15 protein-coding genes are annotated in these 15,972 nt (G+C 66.1%); 7 read left to right on the forward strand and 8 right to left on the reverse strand.

Annotation, left to right across the window (positions count from 1 at the left end):
• Positions 1 to 3: 3 nt before the first annotated feature.
• Genes AC56DV_RS17425 through AC56DV_RS17450 form a run of 6 tightly spaced genes read right to left on the reverse strand, consistent with a single transcriptional unit; the run spans position 4 to position 5,310 of the window.
• Positions 4 to 1,305 carry a dicarboxylate/amino acid:cation symporter gene (locus AC56DV_RS17425; RefSeq protein WP_496315496.1) on the reverse strand — a complete coding sequence of 434 codons (1,302 nt, stop codon included), beginning with the start codon at positions 1,303 to 1,305 and terminating at the stop codon, positions 4 to 6.
• A 60-nt stretch (positions 1,306 to 1,365) separates the two neighbouring features.
• Positions 1,366 to 1,731: a cupin domain-containing protein gene (locus AC56DV_RS17430; RefSeq protein WP_496315497.1), complete on the reverse strand. Its 366-nt coding sequence runs from the start codon at positions 1,729 to 1,731 to the stop codon at positions 1,366 to 1,368.
• Positions 1,728 to 2,705: a quinone oxidoreductase family protein gene (locus AC56DV_RS17435; RefSeq protein ID WP_496315498.1), complete on the reverse strand. Its 978-nt coding sequence runs from the start codon at positions 2,703 to 2,705 to the stop codon at positions 1,728 to 1,730. The genes AC56DV_RS17430 and AC56DV_RS17435 overlap by 4 nt, the downstream gene beginning before the upstream one ends.
• 18 nt (positions 2,706 to 2,723) lie before the next feature.
• A complete protein-coding gene (locus AC56DV_RS17440) occupies positions 2,724 to 3,599 on the reverse strand; it encodes a beta-keto acid cleavage family enzyme (RefSeq protein ID WP_496315499.1) in 876 nt (291 codons plus the stop codon).
• A 9-nt stretch (positions 3,600 to 3,608) separates the two neighbouring features.
• Positions 3,609 to 4,385: an SDR family NAD(P)-dependent oxidoreductase gene (locus tag AC56DV_RS17445; protein ID WP_496315500.1), complete on the reverse strand. Its 777-nt coding sequence runs from the start codon at positions 4,383 to 4,385 to the stop codon at positions 3,609 to 3,611.
• Between the two features lie 40 nt (positions 4,386 to 4,425).
• Positions 4,426 to 5,310: a dioxygenase family protein gene (locus tag AC56DV_RS17450; RefSeq protein WP_496315644.1), complete on the reverse strand. Its 885-nt coding sequence runs from the start codon at positions 5,308 to 5,310 to the stop codon at positions 4,426 to 4,428.
• Between the two features lie 187 nt (positions 5,311 to 5,497).
• Between AC56DV_RS17450 and AC56DV_RS17455 the strand changes: the two genes are divergently transcribed.
• From AC56DV_RS17455 to AC56DV_RS17475, 5 genes are all read left to right on the forward strand, one after another.
• Positions 5,498 to 6,526, forward strand: coding sequence for a LacI family DNA-binding transcriptional regulator (locus tag AC56DV_RS17455; RefSeq protein WP_496315501.1), 1,029 nt, complete (start codon positions 5,498 to 5,500; stop codon positions 6,524 to 6,526).
• Between the two features lie 54 nt (positions 6,527 to 6,580).
• Positions 6,581 to 7,096 carry a hypothetical protein gene (locus tag AC56DV_RS17460; protein WP_496315502.1) on the forward strand — a complete coding sequence of 172 codons (516 nt, stop codon included), beginning with the start codon at positions 6,581 to 6,583 and terminating at the stop codon, positions 7,094 to 7,096.
• A 41-nt stretch (positions 7,097 to 7,137) separates the two neighbouring features.
• The gene (locus AC56DV_RS17465; protein ID WP_496315503.1) at positions 7,138 to 9,093 is read left to right on the forward strand and encodes a GAF domain-containing sensor histidine kinase; all 1,956 of its coding nucleotides are present in this window, start codon (positions 7,138 to 7,140) and stop codon (positions 9,091 to 9,093) included.
• Between the two features lie 88 nt (positions 9,094 to 9,181).
• Positions 9,182 to 9,568 (forward strand): hypothetical protein, encoded by a 387-nt coding sequence (locus tag AC56DV_RS17470; protein WP_496315504.1) that lies wholly within the window; start codon positions 9,182 to 9,184, stop codon positions 9,566 to 9,568.
• A gap of 3 nt (positions 9,569 to 9,571) precedes the next feature.
• Positions 9,572 to 10,663, forward strand: coding sequence for a Fic family protein (locus tag AC56DV_RS17475; RefSeq protein ID WP_496315505.1), 1,092 nt, complete (start codon positions 9,572 to 9,574; stop codon positions 10,661 to 10,663).
• A gap of 3 nt (positions 10,664 to 10,666) precedes the next feature.
• Here AC56DV_RS17475 and AC56DV_RS17480 read toward each other — a convergent pair whose 3' ends face one another.
• Positions 10,667 to 12,169: a DUF3369 domain-containing protein gene (locus AC56DV_RS17480; RefSeq protein WP_496315506.1), complete on the reverse strand. Its 1,503-nt coding sequence runs from the start codon at positions 12,167 to 12,169 to the stop codon at positions 10,667 to 10,669.
• A 413-nt stretch (positions 12,170 to 12,582) separates the two neighbouring features.
• On the opposite strand from AC56DV_RS17480, the gene AC56DV_RS17485 reads away from it, so the two are divergent.
• Together AC56DV_RS17485 and AC56DV_RS17490 are read left to right on the forward strand one after the other, a co-directional pair.
• On the forward strand, positions 12,583 to 14,835 hold the full coding sequence (locus AC56DV_RS17485; protein WP_496315507.1) for a PhoX family protein: 2,253 nt from the start codon (positions 12,583 to 12,585) through the stop codon (positions 14,833 to 14,835).
• Between the two features lie 145 nt (positions 14,836 to 14,980).
• The gene (locus AC56DV_RS17490; RefSeq protein ID WP_496315508.1) at positions 14,981 to 15,484 is read left to right on the forward strand and encodes a DUF3016 domain-containing protein; all 504 of its coding nucleotides are present in this window, start codon (positions 14,981 to 14,983) and stop codon (positions 15,482 to 15,484) included.
• 11 nt (positions 15,485 to 15,495) lie between these two features.
• Here the strand turns inward: AC56DV_RS17490 and AC56DV_RS17495 are convergent, their stop codons facing one another.
• On the reverse strand, positions 15,496 to 15,939 hold the full coding sequence (locus AC56DV_RS17495) for a thioesterase family protein (RefSeq protein WP_496315509.1): 444 nt from the start codon (positions 15,937 to 15,939) through the stop codon (positions 15,496 to 15,498).
• Positions 15,940 to 15,972 lie beyond the last annotated feature (33 nt).

A 15,972-nucleotide genomic window follows, 5' to 3' on the forward strand; every position in this document is an offset into this window, starting at 1 on the left:
TCCTTAGCGGATGGCGGAAAGTTTGTCGCGGTCCAGTTCACCTTCCCAGCGCGCCATGACCACCGTGGCGACGCCGTTGCCTATCATGTTGACCAGCGCCCGCGCTTCGCTCATGAAGCGGTCTATGCCCAGGATCAGCGCCATGCCCGCCACCGGGATGGTGGGCACCACCGCCAGCGTGCCGACCAGCGCGATGAAGGAGGCGCCCTGCACGCCGCTGGCGCCTTTCGACGTCAGCATGGCCACGCCGAAGATGGCCAGCTGCTGCAGCAGGCTCAGCTCCGTGTTGGTGGCCTGGGCCACGAACAGCGCCGCCATCGTCATGTAGATGCTGGTGCCGTCGGTGTTGAAAGTGTATCCGGTGGGGACGATCAGGCCTACCAGCGGTTTGGAGCAGCCCAGCCTCTCCATTTTGGCCATCAGCGTGGGCAGCGCCGTGTCGGACGAGCTGGTGCCGAGCACCAGGAAAATCTCTTCCTTGATGTAGACCATGAACTTGATGATGCTGAAGCCGGCCACCCGCGCGATCAACCCCAGCACGATCAGCACGAACAGCGCGGAGGTCAGGTAGAAGGTGCCGATCAGCTTGAGCAGCGGACCGAGCGACACCACGCCGTATTTGCCGACCGTGAAGGCCATGGCGCCGAACGCGCCGATGGGGGCGAAGCGCATGATGAAGTTGATCACGCCGAACACCGCCTGCGAACCCATGTCGATCAGCTCCGTCGCCGCCCTGGCGCGGCTGCCCATGGCCGACAGCGCGAAGCCGAACAGCAGGGAAATCAGCAGCACCTGCAGCACGTCGCCCTTGCCGAAGGCGTCCGCGACGGTGTTGGGGATGATGTTGAGGAAGAAATCGGTGGGGGTCATGCTCTTGGCCTTGCCGACAAAGTCGGTGACGGCCTTGGCGTCCAGCGTGGCGGGGTTGACGTTGAAGCCGTCGCCGGGCCGCACCCAGTTGCCGACCGCCATGCCGATGAACAGCGCGAAGGTGGACACCAGTTCGAAGTAGAGCAGCGCCTTGCAGCCGATGCGGCCGACCTTTTTGATGTCCTGCATGCCGGCGATGCCGCTGACCACGGTGCAGAACACGATGGGGCCGATCAGCATCTTGATCAGCTTGATGAAGCCGTCGCCCAGCGGCTTCATGTCGATGGCCAGCCGGGCGTCGAAATGGCCGAGCAGGATGCCGAGCGCGATGGCGAACAGCACCTGCACGTACAGGATGGCGTAGAAGGGCTTGCGGGTGCGGACGGCGGGCGGCAGCGCGCCCGCGCCCGAACCGGTGGGGCTGGTGGTAATCATGTGTCTCCTCCAATACTTCGTCGTGTGCTTCGATCAAGGTCTAGCGTTTTTTTTTGCAGCTTATTTTGACTGGTATGGCATGGCGAGCAGGATGCTGGCCGGATGGTTTGTTTGGTTCTTCAAGGCCCTCTTTTCTCCGGGCGCCAGGCGCGCGGAATCGTATTGGCGCAGCACTTGTTCGCATACTTGTGCGCCTGGTTGCGCGCCGTCTTCGGTGACGATGGTGACTTCGCCCTCCAGCACCACGTACAGCTTCTCCACGCCGGACGCGTCCAGCGTGGTGCCGCCGCCGGGCAGCAGGTGCGACAGGCCCAGCCACACGGTATCCGACGGCCCCGCCTCGTGCCCCTGCAGCCGCAGGCAGTGCATGCCTTCGTGGTTGGGCGGGAAGTAGGCGGGGGCGTCGCCGTAGCGGGTGACGTTCATGGTTGAAGAACCACGCGCTCGCGCGCGCCGCCCAGCACCGCGCGGTAGCCCTGCGCGGCGTCCTTCAGCGCGTAGATGGTGTCGGCCAGCACCGGGAAGGGCTGCAGCGTGCCGTCGGCGAAGCCGGGCGCCAGCGCGTCCAGGATGCGGGCGCAGGCCAGCGAATCGAGCGCCAGGGTGTCGATGCCGACATAGGTGTGCTGGCCGCGGTAGAAGGCGAAAATATCGAACGGCACCGCGCGCTCGATGGTGGAGATGAAGATCTGCCGCCCGCCGGTGGCCAGCGCGGCGTTCGCCTGCCCGAAGTAGGGGCTGCCGACGGTGTTGTAGACGATGTCCGCGCCGTGGCCGCCGGTCTTGTCGCGCACGTAGGCGGCGATGTCCTGGGTGTCGGCGGCGATCATGTCCACCGCGCCGCTGGCGTGGCCGATGTAGGCCTCCTTGCTGCGTTCGACGGCGAACACGCGCGCGCCGGCGCGGGTGGCCAGCTGTATCGTGGCCTGGCCGACCTTGCCGTTGCCGCCCATGACCAGGACCACCTCGCCGGCCTGCGGCAGGCCGGCGCGGCGCAAGCCTTCGTAGGCGGTGATGAAGGGCACGCCGACCGCGCCCGCTTCCAGCATCGATACGGCGGCCGGCTTGGCGCGCACGGCGGCCGTGTCCAGCACCAGGTAGCGCGCGTGGGTGCCGTCGCGGCGGATGCCCAGTTCGCCGCCGCTGCCCCACACTTCCTTGCCGATCCATTCCGCCGGACCGTCGATCACCACGCCGGCGTAGTCGCGGCCCGGGGTGCGCGGCCACACCGCGTGCGGCATGGCGCCCAGCGCGGCTTTCACGTCGCTCGGGTTGATGCCGGCGCTGTGCACTTCGATGACGCACTGGCCGGGCAGCGCCGCCGGGCGCTCGGTGGTGGACAGGGTGGGGGCCAGCAGGTCGATGCTGGCGGCTTTTTCGGTGACGCGTACGGTGTTCATGGTTTCTCCTCGTTGTGATCAGTTATGCAGTCCAAGCATGGCGCGCGCTTCGGCGGCGCTGGCGACGGCGCCGCCCAGCGATTCGACGATCAGCCGGGCGCGCGCCACCAGTTCGGCGTTGTCGCGCGCCAGCTTGCCCTTGGCGATGTACAGGTTGTCCTCGAAGCCGACCCGCACGTGGCCGCCCAGCAGCCAGGCCTGCGCCACCATGGGGAACTCGTGGCGGCCGATGCCGAAGCCGGTCCAGGCGGCGCCCGGCGGCAGCAGGCCGCGCGCGTAGGCCATGGTTTCCGGGCTGGCGTTGAAGCCGTAGTGCACGCCCAGCACAAAGCTGAACAGGCCCGGCCCGGCCAAGGTGCCGTCGGCGATCAGGTCGCGCGCCAGGTGCAGGTCGCCGGAATCGAAGATCTCGATCTCCGGCAGCACGCCCGCTTCGCGTATCACCTTGGCCATGCGGCGCACGTTGGCGGGCGTGTTGATCACCACGTCCGCGCCGGAGTTCATGGTGTTCAGGTCCAGCGTGGCGATGTCCGGGCGCAGCGCGGCGATGTGGGCCACGCGCTTTTCGGGCGCCATCAGCGTGCTGCCGGGGGCGGCCACTCGCGGGTCGTCCGCGCTGGGGATGAAGCGGCCGCCGGGGCCGGTGGTCAGGTTGATCACCAGTTCGCGGTTCTGCTCGCGGATGCGCTGCATCACTTCGGCGTAGTGGTCCAGCTCCATCGACGGCTGGCCGGTGTGCGGGTCGCGCACGTGGATGTGGACCACGGCGGCGCCGGCATCGGCGGCGTCCAGGCAGGCTTGCGCGATCTGGCGCGGCGTGACCGGCAGGTCCGGGTGCTGCTCCGGCTTGACGATGTTGCCGGTGACGGCGCAGGTGATGATGGTCTTGTGCATGTGCTCCCCTTACGCCGCGCCGAGGTGGCGGCCGCCGTCGATGCGGATCACGCTGCCGGTGGCGAACAGCAGCGTGGTGGCGCAGGCTTCCACGGCGGCGGCGATGTCGTCCGGCTGGCCAATGCGCTTGAGCGGGGTGGTGGCGGCTTGCTTGTCGTTGAAGGCGGCGTCGCGGCCGGGCACGAAGTGGCTGTCCACCACGCCGGGCGAGACGTTGATGACGCGGATGTGCGGCGCCAGCGCGCGGCCGAGCGAGTTGGCCATGGTGTCCAGGCCGGCCTTGGCGGCGCAGTAGGCCACGTTGCTGCCGATGCCGGTGCTGGCGGCGATGGACGAGATGTTGACCACCAGGCCATGGCCGGACGCGCGCAGCAGCGGGGCGAAGGCGCGGATGGCGGCGAACGGCGCGCGCCAGTTGGCGGTGAAGATGGCGTCGATCAGCCCGTCGTTCAACGCGTCCAGGTCGGCGTGCGGCACCGGCTGGGTGAAGCCGGCCGAGTTCACCAGGATGTCGGCGCGGCCGTAGCGCTCGCGCACTTCGGCTGCGGCGCGGGCCAGCGCCGCGCTGTCGGCCAGGTCGGCTTCGATGGCGCAGTGCGCGGCATCGCCGCCGGCGGACGGTGGCGGCAGCGCGGCGGCCTTGGCGTGCGCGTCGCCGCCGGCACGGCCGAGCAGCACGATGCGCGCGCCCTGGCTGGCCAGCCGCTGCGCGCTGGCATAGCCGATGGCGCCCGCGCCGCCGGCGATGACGGCCACCTGGCCGGCGAGTGGAAGTGGGGATGGCATGAATGGTTCCTTATTTGATGGGCGCTTACTTGATAGGTGCTTACTTGATGGGTGCGTCTGGGAAGCAGCTCTCGCCCGGTTCCAGCACGAAGTCGTAATTGAGTGTGTAGTACGGGTCCTCTCCGGGCGGCGCGTGGCGCACGAACTGGCCCACCAGCGGCTTGGTCACGCCGAAGGAGACGTCGCTGCCGAGGTGGTCGCAGTCGTCGGCGAAGACCTGGGTGATCAGCGTTTTGCAGCGCGGGTGCGACACCATGAAGTGCACGTGCGCCGGCCGCATGCAGTGCCGTTCCTGCAGGCGCAGCAGCACGCCCACCGCGCCGTGCGTGGGCACCGGGTAGCCGGCCGGGCGCACGGTGCGGAAGCTGTAGCGGCCGTGCACATCGGTGATGAAGTAGCCGCGCAGGTTCATCTCGGGCTGGTGCGCATCCTGGTTTTCATACAGGCCTGCGGGCGAGGCCTGCCACACGTCCACCTTGGCTCCGGCGATGGGCTGGCCGTCCAGGCCGCGCACCTGGCCGAACACCTGCATAGTCGTGCCGGGCGTGTCGCCGCGCGCGATGGAATCGCCATTGGCGCACAGCGGCGCGGCGGCGCGCCAGAACGGCCCGAGCAGGGCGGCCGCGCTCTGGCCCTGGTTCTGCGGGTTGTTGCGCAGCGCAACCAGGGTGGAGATGCCCAGCACGTCGGCCGCCAGCACCACCTCGTTGTGCGCGGCGTTGGTCTGCTGGCCGATGTCGGTGACGAATTTGAGCACGGTGTCGAATTCGGCCTCGGTCAGGTTCACTTCGCGTATCAGCGCGTGCATGTGGTCGACAAAGGCGGCCACCAGCTGGCGCAGGCGCGGATCGGGCGTGCGGGCCATGGCGGCGTGCGCCACGGCGGTGACGGATGCCTCGCCGTCGATGATGTTGGCGGTGTTCATGTCCACTTGCGGTCTCCTCCGTGCTTGATCTTGGTAATGCGAACGTTCGCATAAAATTGATAGTAGCAGAACAAAAATCTAATTCAAGCGTGTAGTGAAAATATTTGCGAACGTTCGCATAGATTTCTCTGTTTACGCTGGGCCGCACCGGCGTGCGAAAATACGACATCGCTTAACGGAAGACGCTATGCAGCAGAAAAAGATGACGCTGAAGGGCCTGGCAGAGATTCTGGGCGTGCACACCTCCACGGTGGGCCGCGTCATGGACCCGGAAACGCGGCACATGGTGGGCGAGGAGGTGGCGCAGCGGGTGCTGAAGGAAGCGGCCAAACACGGCTACCGGCCCAACAAGATGGCGGCGGCGCTGCGCACGCGGCGCTCCAACATCGTCGGCGTGATGCTGCCCGATATCACCAACCCGGTGTTCCCGCCCATCGTGCTGGGCATCGAGGACGAGCTGCGCAAGCACGGCTACGTGGCGCTGGTGACCAATGCCGGCGAAGACCCGGAGCAGCAGCGCTTCGTGGTGGACCAGCTGCTGGCGCGCCAGGTGGACGCGCTGATACTGGCCACCGCCACCCGCGACGATCCCGTCATCGGGCACTGCCTGGAAGCCGGCGTGGCGCTGGTGACCGTCAACCGCAGCGAGGACCGGGGCCGCGTGTCGAGCGTGGTGAACGACGAATACGCCGGCATGCGGCTGGCGGTGGAGCACCTGCTGGCGCTGGGCCACAGCCGCATCGTGCACCTGGTGGGGCCGCAGACGCTGTCCACCGGCCACCTGCGCCGGGAGGGCTACGAGCTGGCGCTGGCGGCGCACGGCGTGGCGCGCGGCGACATGTGGCTGCTCGACTGCAGCGCCTACACGCGCGAGGCCGGCCGCGCCGGCTGCCTGGCGGCGCTGGAGCGCTATCCGCAAGCGACCGCCATCCTGGCCGGCAACGACCTGCTGGCGCTGGGCTGCTACGACGCGCTGCGCGAGCGCGGCCTGCGCTGCCCGGAGGACGTATCGGTGGTGGGCCACAACGACATGCCCTTCGTCGACATGGTCAATCCGCCGCTGACGACGATACGCATCGGCCACCACGCCATGGGCGTGCAGGCGGCCCAGCTGGTGCTGCGCCGCCTGCGAGAGGGCGCGGAGGGGCAGGTGGAAATCCGCCTGAAACCGGAACTGGTGGTGCGCAACTCGACAACAGTTCCGCGCAACGCATAAATTGCGATATGATACGGTTTTTAACTGTATATATATCCAGTAAAGCGAGCGCATATGACTGACGATCTTCTGGCTGACGATATTCTCCTTTCCGACGACGAGCAGGACGCCCTGGTGCAGGAAGACCGCCTGTGGCAAGCCAACGGCTGGACCGCGCGCGTGATCAAGAACGACGAAGACGAAGGCTGGGCCGTGGCCATGATCAAGGACGGCGAGCCGGAGCCGGCCCTGGTGGGGCCGTGGACCATGGGGCGCGACAAGAAGAACCCCAAGCCGCTCGACATCAACGCCTTCAACACCCTGGTCAAGACCGCCAACGAGGTGCTGCGCCGCCACGAGCAGCAGCTGCACGCCCAGCTGCACAAGAGCGTGCGCGTGAACACCGAGGGCGCGGCCTACATCACCGTCAACTTCGACATCACGCCGGACGAGGACGAGCCGTTCGCCACCCTGACCGCCTTCGATCCCTACGGCGACGAACTGGCCCAGGTGCGCGCGCTGCCGACCTTCAAGCTCAGTGTGGCAAGCGCCACAGCGTGGATAGAAAGCGGCTACCGCCGGCCCGGCTGAACTGTTACCATTCCTGTGCTAACTTGCACATAGGAAAATCGATGGAAAGCCGTCTCAGCCGCCTGGAAGCCGTACAAAGCATCTTGCTCGAAATCGGGCAGAAGTCCAGCACTTGCACCGACATCGCCGAATTCGTGCAGGCCGTGCACGAGGCGCTGGGCCGCATCATGTATGCGGCCAATTTCTATGTGGCGCTGAGCGACGAGGGCCGCCCCAATTCGGTGCGCTTCGTCTATTTCGTCGACGAGGTGGACGACGCGCCGGACCGCAGCGAAGCGGTGGAGCTGGCCTCGCCCGAGCAGTCGCCGACCGCCTGGGTGATCCTGAACCGCCAGCGCCTGATCATGACCGCCGAGGAGCACAACGCGCGCGGCGTGGACGGCAGCGGCTGGGGGCTGGGCACCACCGCCGAGCACTGGATGGGCTGCCCGCTGGTGGACCACAACCACCAGGTGCTGGGCGCCATGGTGATCCAGAGCTACGACAAGCAGCACACCTTCAACGAGGAAGACCAGGCGCTGTTCCAGCTGATCGCCAACCACGTGTCGGGTGCGCTGCAGGGCCTGCAGAGCATGGACCGGCTGGAGCGCGCCGTGCACGAGCGCACCGCCGCGCTGGAGTACGAGGTGGCCGAGCGGCGCCGCGCTGAAAACCTGCAGCGCGCGCTGTACGAGATCGCCAGCCTGTCGGGCGGCGCCTGGGACCGCGCCACCATGTACCAGCGGCTGCACCAGGCCATCAGCGAGGTGCTGACGGTGCGCAATTTCCTGATCGCGCTCTACCATCCCAGCAACAACGAGATCACGGTGCCGTACTTCGTCGACGAGAAGGACCCGACGGCGCCGTGCACCAGCTTCTCCTACGGCGTTGGCATGACCTCGTACATCCTCAAGCAGCGCCAGCCGGTGTTGCTGGACCGCGACGGCTACCTGGCGCTGGTGGCCTCCGGCGAAGTGGAGCGGCCGCTGGGCAACGAAGAGATCGTCAGCTGGATGGGCGCGCCCATCCTGCTGAACGACTATGCCTACGGCGTGCTGGTGGTGCAGAGCTACGACGACGACATGATCTACTCGCAGTCCGACCTGGACGTGCTGGCCTTCATGGCCAGCCACGTGGCGGTGGTGATCTCGCGCCTGCAGGCCGACCGCGCCATCCGCCGCGCCAAGACCGCGCTGGAGGAGCAGAACGCGGCGCTGAACACGGCGCTGACGCAGCTGCAGGCGGCGCAGGGCGAGCTGGTGCGGCAGGAAAAGCTGGCCTCGCTGGGCCGCCTGGTGGCCGGCGTGGCGCACGAGATCAACACCCCGCTGGGCATCTGCGTGACGGCCACCAGCCACCTGGTGCAGGAACTGAAGCTGACCAAGGAAGACCTGGCCAACGGCGCGCTGGACGAGGAGGGGCTGAACCAGTTCTTCGACATCGTCGACCAGTCGCTGCGCATCATGACCACCAACACCCAGCGCGCGGCGGCGCTGGTGCGCAGCTTCAAGCAGGTGGCGGTGGACCAGTCGTCCGACAGTGTGCGCAGCTTCAACCTGCGCAAATACCTGGACGAGGTGCTGCTGTCGCTGCAGCCCAAGCTCAAGGGCAAGCCGGTCGAGGTGCAGGTGGACTGCCCGCCGGATATCCAGATGGAAAGCTTCCCGGGCGCGGTGTCGCAGATCGTCACCAATATGGTGGTCAACTCGCTGGTGCACGGCTTTGGCGAGGGCCAGCCGGGATCGATCAAGATCACGGGCCGGGTGGAGGGCGAGCACGTGCACTTCGACTACAGCGACAACGGCATCGGCATGGACCCGGGCACCCTGAGCCAGCTGTTCGACCCCTTCTTCACCACCAAGCGCGGCTCCGGCGGCAGCGGCCTGGGCGCGCACATCCTGTACAACCTGGTGACCGGGCCGCTGGGCGGCACGGTGAAAGTGGTCAGCGCGCCCAACATGGGCCTGCACTACAACCTGCGCTTCCCCCGCGTGCAGCACGGCAAGCCGCAGGTTTGATCTTGTAATCATTTTTTGGCCAAGATCACGTTTTGTAATCTTTTTGTTTCGGCGCATAATCGTTTTGAGGTCACTCAGGACGATTGCCATGGCGGATACTTCAAGCTGGGCAGGGTGGCGGTGGCTGGCGGAGCGCTATGGCGTTGCGGCGGTACAGCCGCTGCGTACCCAGCGCATCCCAGTCCCGGCGCTGCCGCCGCCGGACTTGCGCGGGCAGCTTACTTTTGCGCTGAAGCATGAGTGCTTGCATCTGGAGTTGCTGGCGCGCTTGTGCGCAGGGATTGAGCCGGCCGAGCTGGAAGAGTGGATCCGGCGCGAGCCCACGGGGCAGTATGCCCGCAGGGCGGGATTCTTTTATGAGTGGCTGACCGGGCGGACGCTGGCGGTGCCCGATACGGCTGCGGGCAACTACGTCGATGCCGTCGATGCCGATGCCTACCTCACCGCAGCCAAGTTCATTCCCAGCCAGCGCTAGCGGGTGCGCGACAATCTGCCTGGCACGCGCGCGTTTTGTCCCGTGGTGTTGCGCAGCGCGGAAGTGAGGGCGGCGGAGGCGATCGATTTTGCCCAGGCGTTGGCGGACCTGGAATCGGACTATGGGCAGGACATCATCCGGCGCAGCGCGGTCTGGCTGACGGTCAGGGAAAGCCGTGCCAGCTTCCTTATCGAACATGAAGAGAGTCAGCAAACCCGCATCCAGCGCTTCGCCGCGGCGATGGAGTCAATGTGCGGCCGGGCGGAAAATCCGCTGGCGCTCGACAGCCTGGCGGCCTTGCAGGCCAGCATACTGGGACCGGCCGCAACGCGCTACGGGCTACGCCGTTCGCCGGTGTTTGTCGGCCACCTCAACACTTATAACGACGTGGTCGATTACGTGGCGCCGCATTGGGACGCGACCTTGCCGCTGCTGGCCGGCCTGGGCGCCAGCCTGATGCGCACGGCCGGCCAGCCGTCCGCCATCCGCGCGGCGGTGGCCTCGTTCGGTTTCGTCTATATCCATCCGATGTCGGACGGGAACGGCCGCATTTCGCGGTTTCTGATCAACGACATCCTGCGGCGCGATGGCGCGGTGCAGGCGCCATTCGTGCTGCCGGTGTCAGCATCCATCACGCGCTCGGCGGGCGCCAGGGCGGCGTATGACCGGACCCTGGAAATCTTCTCCCGGCCGCTGATGCGCAAATACGCTCAGCAGTACCGCTTCGGCGCCATGGCGGAGTACGCGGATGGCGTGCGTTCAAACTTCGCGTTCGGCGCTTACGAGGATGCGATGGCGGCGTGGCGCTATCCGGACCTGAGCGAACACGCTGCTTACCTGGGCGGCGTGCTGCGGCACACGCTGGCGGAAGAGATGCCGGCCGAAGCGGCTTACCTGCGCGGCGTCTACCGCGCGCGGCGTGAAGTCAAAAACTGGCTGGAAGGGCCGGACGCGGAGATCGACCGCATCGTGCGTTCGGTGCGCGAAAACGGCTGGTCCGTGTCGAACAAACTGAGGAAAGAGTTCCCCATGCTGGCCGACCCGGAACTGGCCGGCCGCATTGCGGGCGCCGTGCGGGCGGCGTTCGATGCCTGACCGTCAGTCCGGGAAGCGCTCGTTGATGGCCAGCGCCTTGTCGATGTTGTTGATCAGGTGCTCGACGTAGACCGGGTCGAGGTGGTGGCCCGCCACTTCGCGCAAATGCGTCACCACCTGGTCCACCGGCCACGCGTCCTTGTAGCAGCGCTTGTGCATCAGCGCGTCGAACACGTCGGCCACGGCCACAATGCGCGCGTACAGGTGGATGTTTTCCCCCTTCAGCCCCTGCGGATAGCCGCTGCCGTCGAATTTCTCGTGGTGCTGGTGCGCGATCACGGCGGCCGCCTTCAGGATCGGCCGCTGCGAGCCGTCCAGGATGGACAGGCCCACCGCCGGGTGCTGCTTCATGATTTCCCACTCGGCCGCGTCCAGCTTGCCCGGCTTGAGCAGCACCGCGTCCGGCGTGGCGATCTTGCCGATGTCGTGCATCGGCGCGGCATGCCGCAGCACGGCCACCTCGTCGTCCTGCATGCCGCTGGCCACGGCCAGCAGGTGGCACACTTCGGACATGCGGCGCACGTGGTTGCCGGCCTCGTTCGAGCGCGATTCCACCACGTCGCCCAGGCGCAGGATCAGCTCGGCCTGGGTGTCGGTGATTTCCTGGGTCAGCAGGATGTTGTCGAAGGCGATCGCCACGCCCGAGCAGAACACTTCCAGCAGCTTGGTGTCGATGTCGGAAATCTCTTCCACGCCCTTGAGCACCAGCAGCGAGGCCTTGCCGCTGCTGTTGGGGAAGTAGCCGACATAGGTGTCGCCCTGCAGCTTGGAAATGCGGTTGCTCTTGGCGTCGTCCAGCTGGGCCAGCAGCTCGGGCGTGAGGATGTTTTCCTCGTCGCCGATTTTGGCCAGGATTTCGTATTCGTTCTCGCCGCTGATGGCGGTGGCCGCGCGCAGGCGCAGCAGCATGCTGTTTTCCAGGCGCAGCAGCGCCACCACCTGCTGCAGCAGGCCGTTGGCGAAATCCTTCAGGTTGCGCTGCTGGAAAATGTGGGCCGAGGCGGCGATCACGCGCTCCAGGCCTTCGCGGTAGTTCAGCTGCGCGATGCGCGCTTCCTCCACCTTCATGATGTCGCGGTAGGCGCGCAGGGCGGCGAAGGTGGTGGTGAACAGCTTGGTGCGGTCCAGCTCAGTCTTTTCCTTGTAGTCGTTGATGTCGTAATTGACGATCACGCGCTCTTCCGGCGCCTGGCCCGGCTGGCCGGTGCGCAGCACGATGCGGGTGAACTGGTTGTCCAGGTCCTGGCGCATCCAGCGCGCCACTTCCAGGCCGCTGTCTTCCTGTTCCATCACCACGTCCAGGAACACCAGCGCGATGTCCTGCTCGCGCGCCAGCACTTCCTTGGCCTCGGCGCCGCTGTAGGCGTGCACGAAGCTGAGCGCGCGGCCGTCGAGGCGGAAGCGGCTCAGCGTGAGCTTGGTGACGTCGTGGATATCGGGTTCGTCATCGACCAGCAGGACTTTCCATGGCGCGAGCTTGGGCGTAGATGAGGACAAAAAAGACATAAGGCGTATTTCCGCAAAAAGACACTTGTATGCGCAATTTTTAGGCGCACTCTTTTGATTGTAGTCCCACAGCCAATGGATTAACAACTGGCAATAAACATTACGCCTAAGCTTAACAACAATCCAGCTATTGCGGCGGATTTTTATACATTTTTTGACAACTTTCACGGTGAAAGCTACGCCGCCGGGCCTGGACCAGGTGGGTCCTTTGTTAAAGGGGGCTTACAGCGCGGACACATTTTTCGCGTATGCACCAGACATTGCTTTTTCAGCACAGACGCCAGCGAAACAGCACCTCGTTCTCGACATCGCGTCGGCAGGCTCGGGCCGACAAAGCCCAAGTCACAATGTTGTCATTTTCCTTGCATAGAATGACCGGCGTCGCAGCCCCTCCACTCTATAAGACAAGAACCATGAACAGCAAAGACCGCGTCCCAGCTTCCATCGATCCAGACGACATTGGCTACAACGATACCCCCAACGAGCATTTCAGCACCGTGCTGGAACAGCGCATCAGCCGCCGCAACCTGCTGCGCGGCGGCGCCGCCAGCGCCGCCACCGTGGTGCTCGGTTCGATGGGCCTGAGCGCCTGCGGCAGCGACAACATCGTCTCGCCGACCGTGCCCGATCCGGTGATCCCGCCGCCGCCGGCCGAGAAGCTGCTCGGCTTCACCGCCGTGGCCAAGAGCCTGGCCGACGTGGTCACCGTGCCGGCCGGCTACACCGCCAGCGTGCTGTACGCGCTGGGCGACCCGCTGACCGCCAGCGCCACCGCCTTCAAGAACGACGGCACCGACGCCGACTTTGAAAACCGCGCCGGCGACCACCACGACGGCATGGAATTCTTCGGCCTGTCCGCCGACGGCAAGCCGTCCGCCAGCGCCGTCGATCGCGGCATCCTGGCCGTCAACCACGAAGCGACCACCAACCAGCAGCTGTCGTCGTTCTTCATCCACGCCAACGGCGGCACCAACACGCTGCCGCGCCCGCCCGCCGAAGTGGACCGCGAAACCGCGCTGCACGGCCTGTCCATGGTCGAAGTGCGCAAGGCCGGCGGCAAGTGGGAATACGTCAAGGATTCGGCTTTCAACCGCCGCGTCACCTGCCTGACCGAATGCGAGATCTCCGGCCCGGCGCGCGGCAATGCGCTGCTGGTGACCAAGTACTCCAAGGACGCCACCAAGACGCGCGGCACCCTGAACAATTGCGGCACCGGCAAGACCCCGTGGGGCAGCTTCGTGTCCGGCGAAGAAAACTGGTCCGGCTACTTCGTGCGCAGCACGACCGACAATGCCGCGCGCGGCAACGACAAGAGCGTCGCTTCGCTGAACCGCTACGGCCGCAGCCAGGGCGCCGCTTCGCGCCACGGCTGGGAAACCGGCGGCGCCGACGACAAGTACGCGCGCTGGAACAACAGCAAGCTGGGCGTGTCCGCCGACGGCAGCGACGACTACCGCAACGAAATGAACGGCATGGGCTACATCGTCGAAGCCGATCCGTACAACAAGACCAAGGCCGTCAAGAAGCGCACCGCGCTGGGCCGCTACGCGCACGAAAGCGCCGCCTTCGGCAAAGTGGTGGCCGGCCAGCCGCTGGCGGTCTACATGGGCGACGATTCGCGCAACGAATACATCTTCAAGTTCGTCTCCACCGCGGTATGGAACGCAGCCGACGCCAACCCGGCCGACATGCTGGCCACCGGCGACAAATACCTGGATTCGGGCAAGCTGTACGCGGCCAAGTTCGCCGCCGACGGTTCCGGCACCTGGATCGAGCTGTCCATCACCAACCCGGCCATCGCCGCCTACGCCGGCTACAAGTTCGCCGACCAGGCCGACGTGCTGATCAACGCCCGCCTGGCTGGCGACGCGGTCGGCGCCACCAAGATGGACCGTCCTGAATGGTGCTCGGTCAACCCGGCCAACGGCGAGGTGTACTTCTCGCTGACCAATAACAGCAACCGCAGCGCCACCCCGAGCGGCTCGTCCGCGCTGGCGCCGGACAGCGCCAACCCGCGCGCGTACACCGACCTGAAGGGCACCACCTCGCAGAACGGCAATCCGAACGGCCACATCCTGCGCCTCAAGGAAGCGCTGGCCGGCTCCACCGCGCTGGCCTTCACCTGGGACGTCTACCTGTTCGGCGCGGAAAGCGGCGCGGACGCCGGCAAGGTCAACCTGTCCAGCCTGACCTCGGACCAGGACTTCTCCAGCCCGGACGGCCTGGCCTTCAGCCCGTCCACCGGCATCTGCTGGATCCAGACCGACGACGGCGCCTACACCGACGTCACCAACTGCATGATGCTGGCCGGCCTGCCGGGCCAGGTGGGCGACGGCAAGAAAGTCACCCTGACCTACCCGACCACCGGCGGCGGCACGCTGGCTGTGGACACCTACGTCGGCAAGGCGGCCACCGCCGACACGCTGAAGCGCTTCCTGGTCGGCCCGGTCGACTGCGAACTGACCGGCATCTGCGAAACGCCGGACGGCAAGGCGCTGTTCGTCAACATCCAGCACCCGGGCGAAGGCACGGCCCAGGCCAACCTGGCCGACCCGAGCAAGTACACCAGCCAGTGGCCTTCCAACGCCGGCTACGGCGCCGGCAAGCGTCCGCGCTCGGCCACCATCGTCATCACCAAAAATGACGGCGGCCGCATCGGCAGCTAAGCTTTAAATCGTGGCGGAAAAGGCCGGCGCCAGCGATGGCGCCGGCCTTTTGTATTAATCGTAAGAAATCATTTCAGGGCGGGGCAAGGCGGTGCAAACGGAGTATATTGAAGTGATCCGCTATCTCTATCTGAAAGGGATCATCATGCGTGCATTCCGTACCGCCGCCGCCGTGCTGGCGGCCCTGGCCGCGCTGGCCAGCGGCAGCGCCCTGGCCGGCGCCACCGTCACCTACGTCGAACCGGACAAATTCCCCGACATGCCGTTCTCGCCGATCGACCGCGAGCGCGTGCTGCAAGACCTGAGCTCGCACTTCGCCGAGCTGGGCAAACTGCTGCCTGCCGGGCAGGAACTGAAAGTGGAAGTGACCGACCTGGACCTGGCCGGCCGCATCGATTTCAGCCGCCGCGGCGCCAACGAGATCCGCATCATGCGCGGCATGGCCGACTGGCCGCGCATGGAACTGCGCTACCGCCTGGAAGAGGGCGGCAAGGTGCTGCGCAGCGGCGAAGCCAAGCTGTCCGACATGAACTATATGGACCGCGCCCGCCTGGCCACCGCCAACGAGCCGCTGCGCTATGAAAAGCAGATGCTGGACGACTGGTTCAGCAAGACCTTCGGCGTCAAGGTGCGCGGCGCGCGCGGCTGATCCGGCAACGCTTAATCCAGCCAGTTCACCCGGGGGAACTTCGCCAGGAAGTCCTCCGGCATCGGCACCACCTGGCTGCTCTTGTAGTTGAAAAACACGAAGCCCGACTTGGCCATCGCCACCAGCGCCTGGTCTTGCGGGCGCGTGATGCGGAAGGTGATGTCGCCGCCGTATTTGTTGAAGTCCATCACCCCCACCTCGAACAGCAAATGGTCGCGCGCATGGGCCTCGGCCTTGTAGGTGGTGGCCAGGTCGGTGACGATGATGCCGTTGCCGTCGCCTTCCGTTTCGCGCACGCCGAAGTCGTACAGGAAGCGCGCGCGCGCCTCCGAGATCATGGAGATCATCGAATCGTTGCCCAGGTGGTTGGCGCCGTTGATGTCGGTGACGCGCACGGTCAACTGGGTGGAAAAGTAAAACTGGTCTTCCGGGAATTCAAGGTTCAGGCGTGCCATGGCGGTAAGCGGTAAGGGCGGGTTGCGATGCCT

The sequence above is a fragment of the Massilia sp. BGA-UO-ETr-WB1 genome (assembly GCF_059567845.1).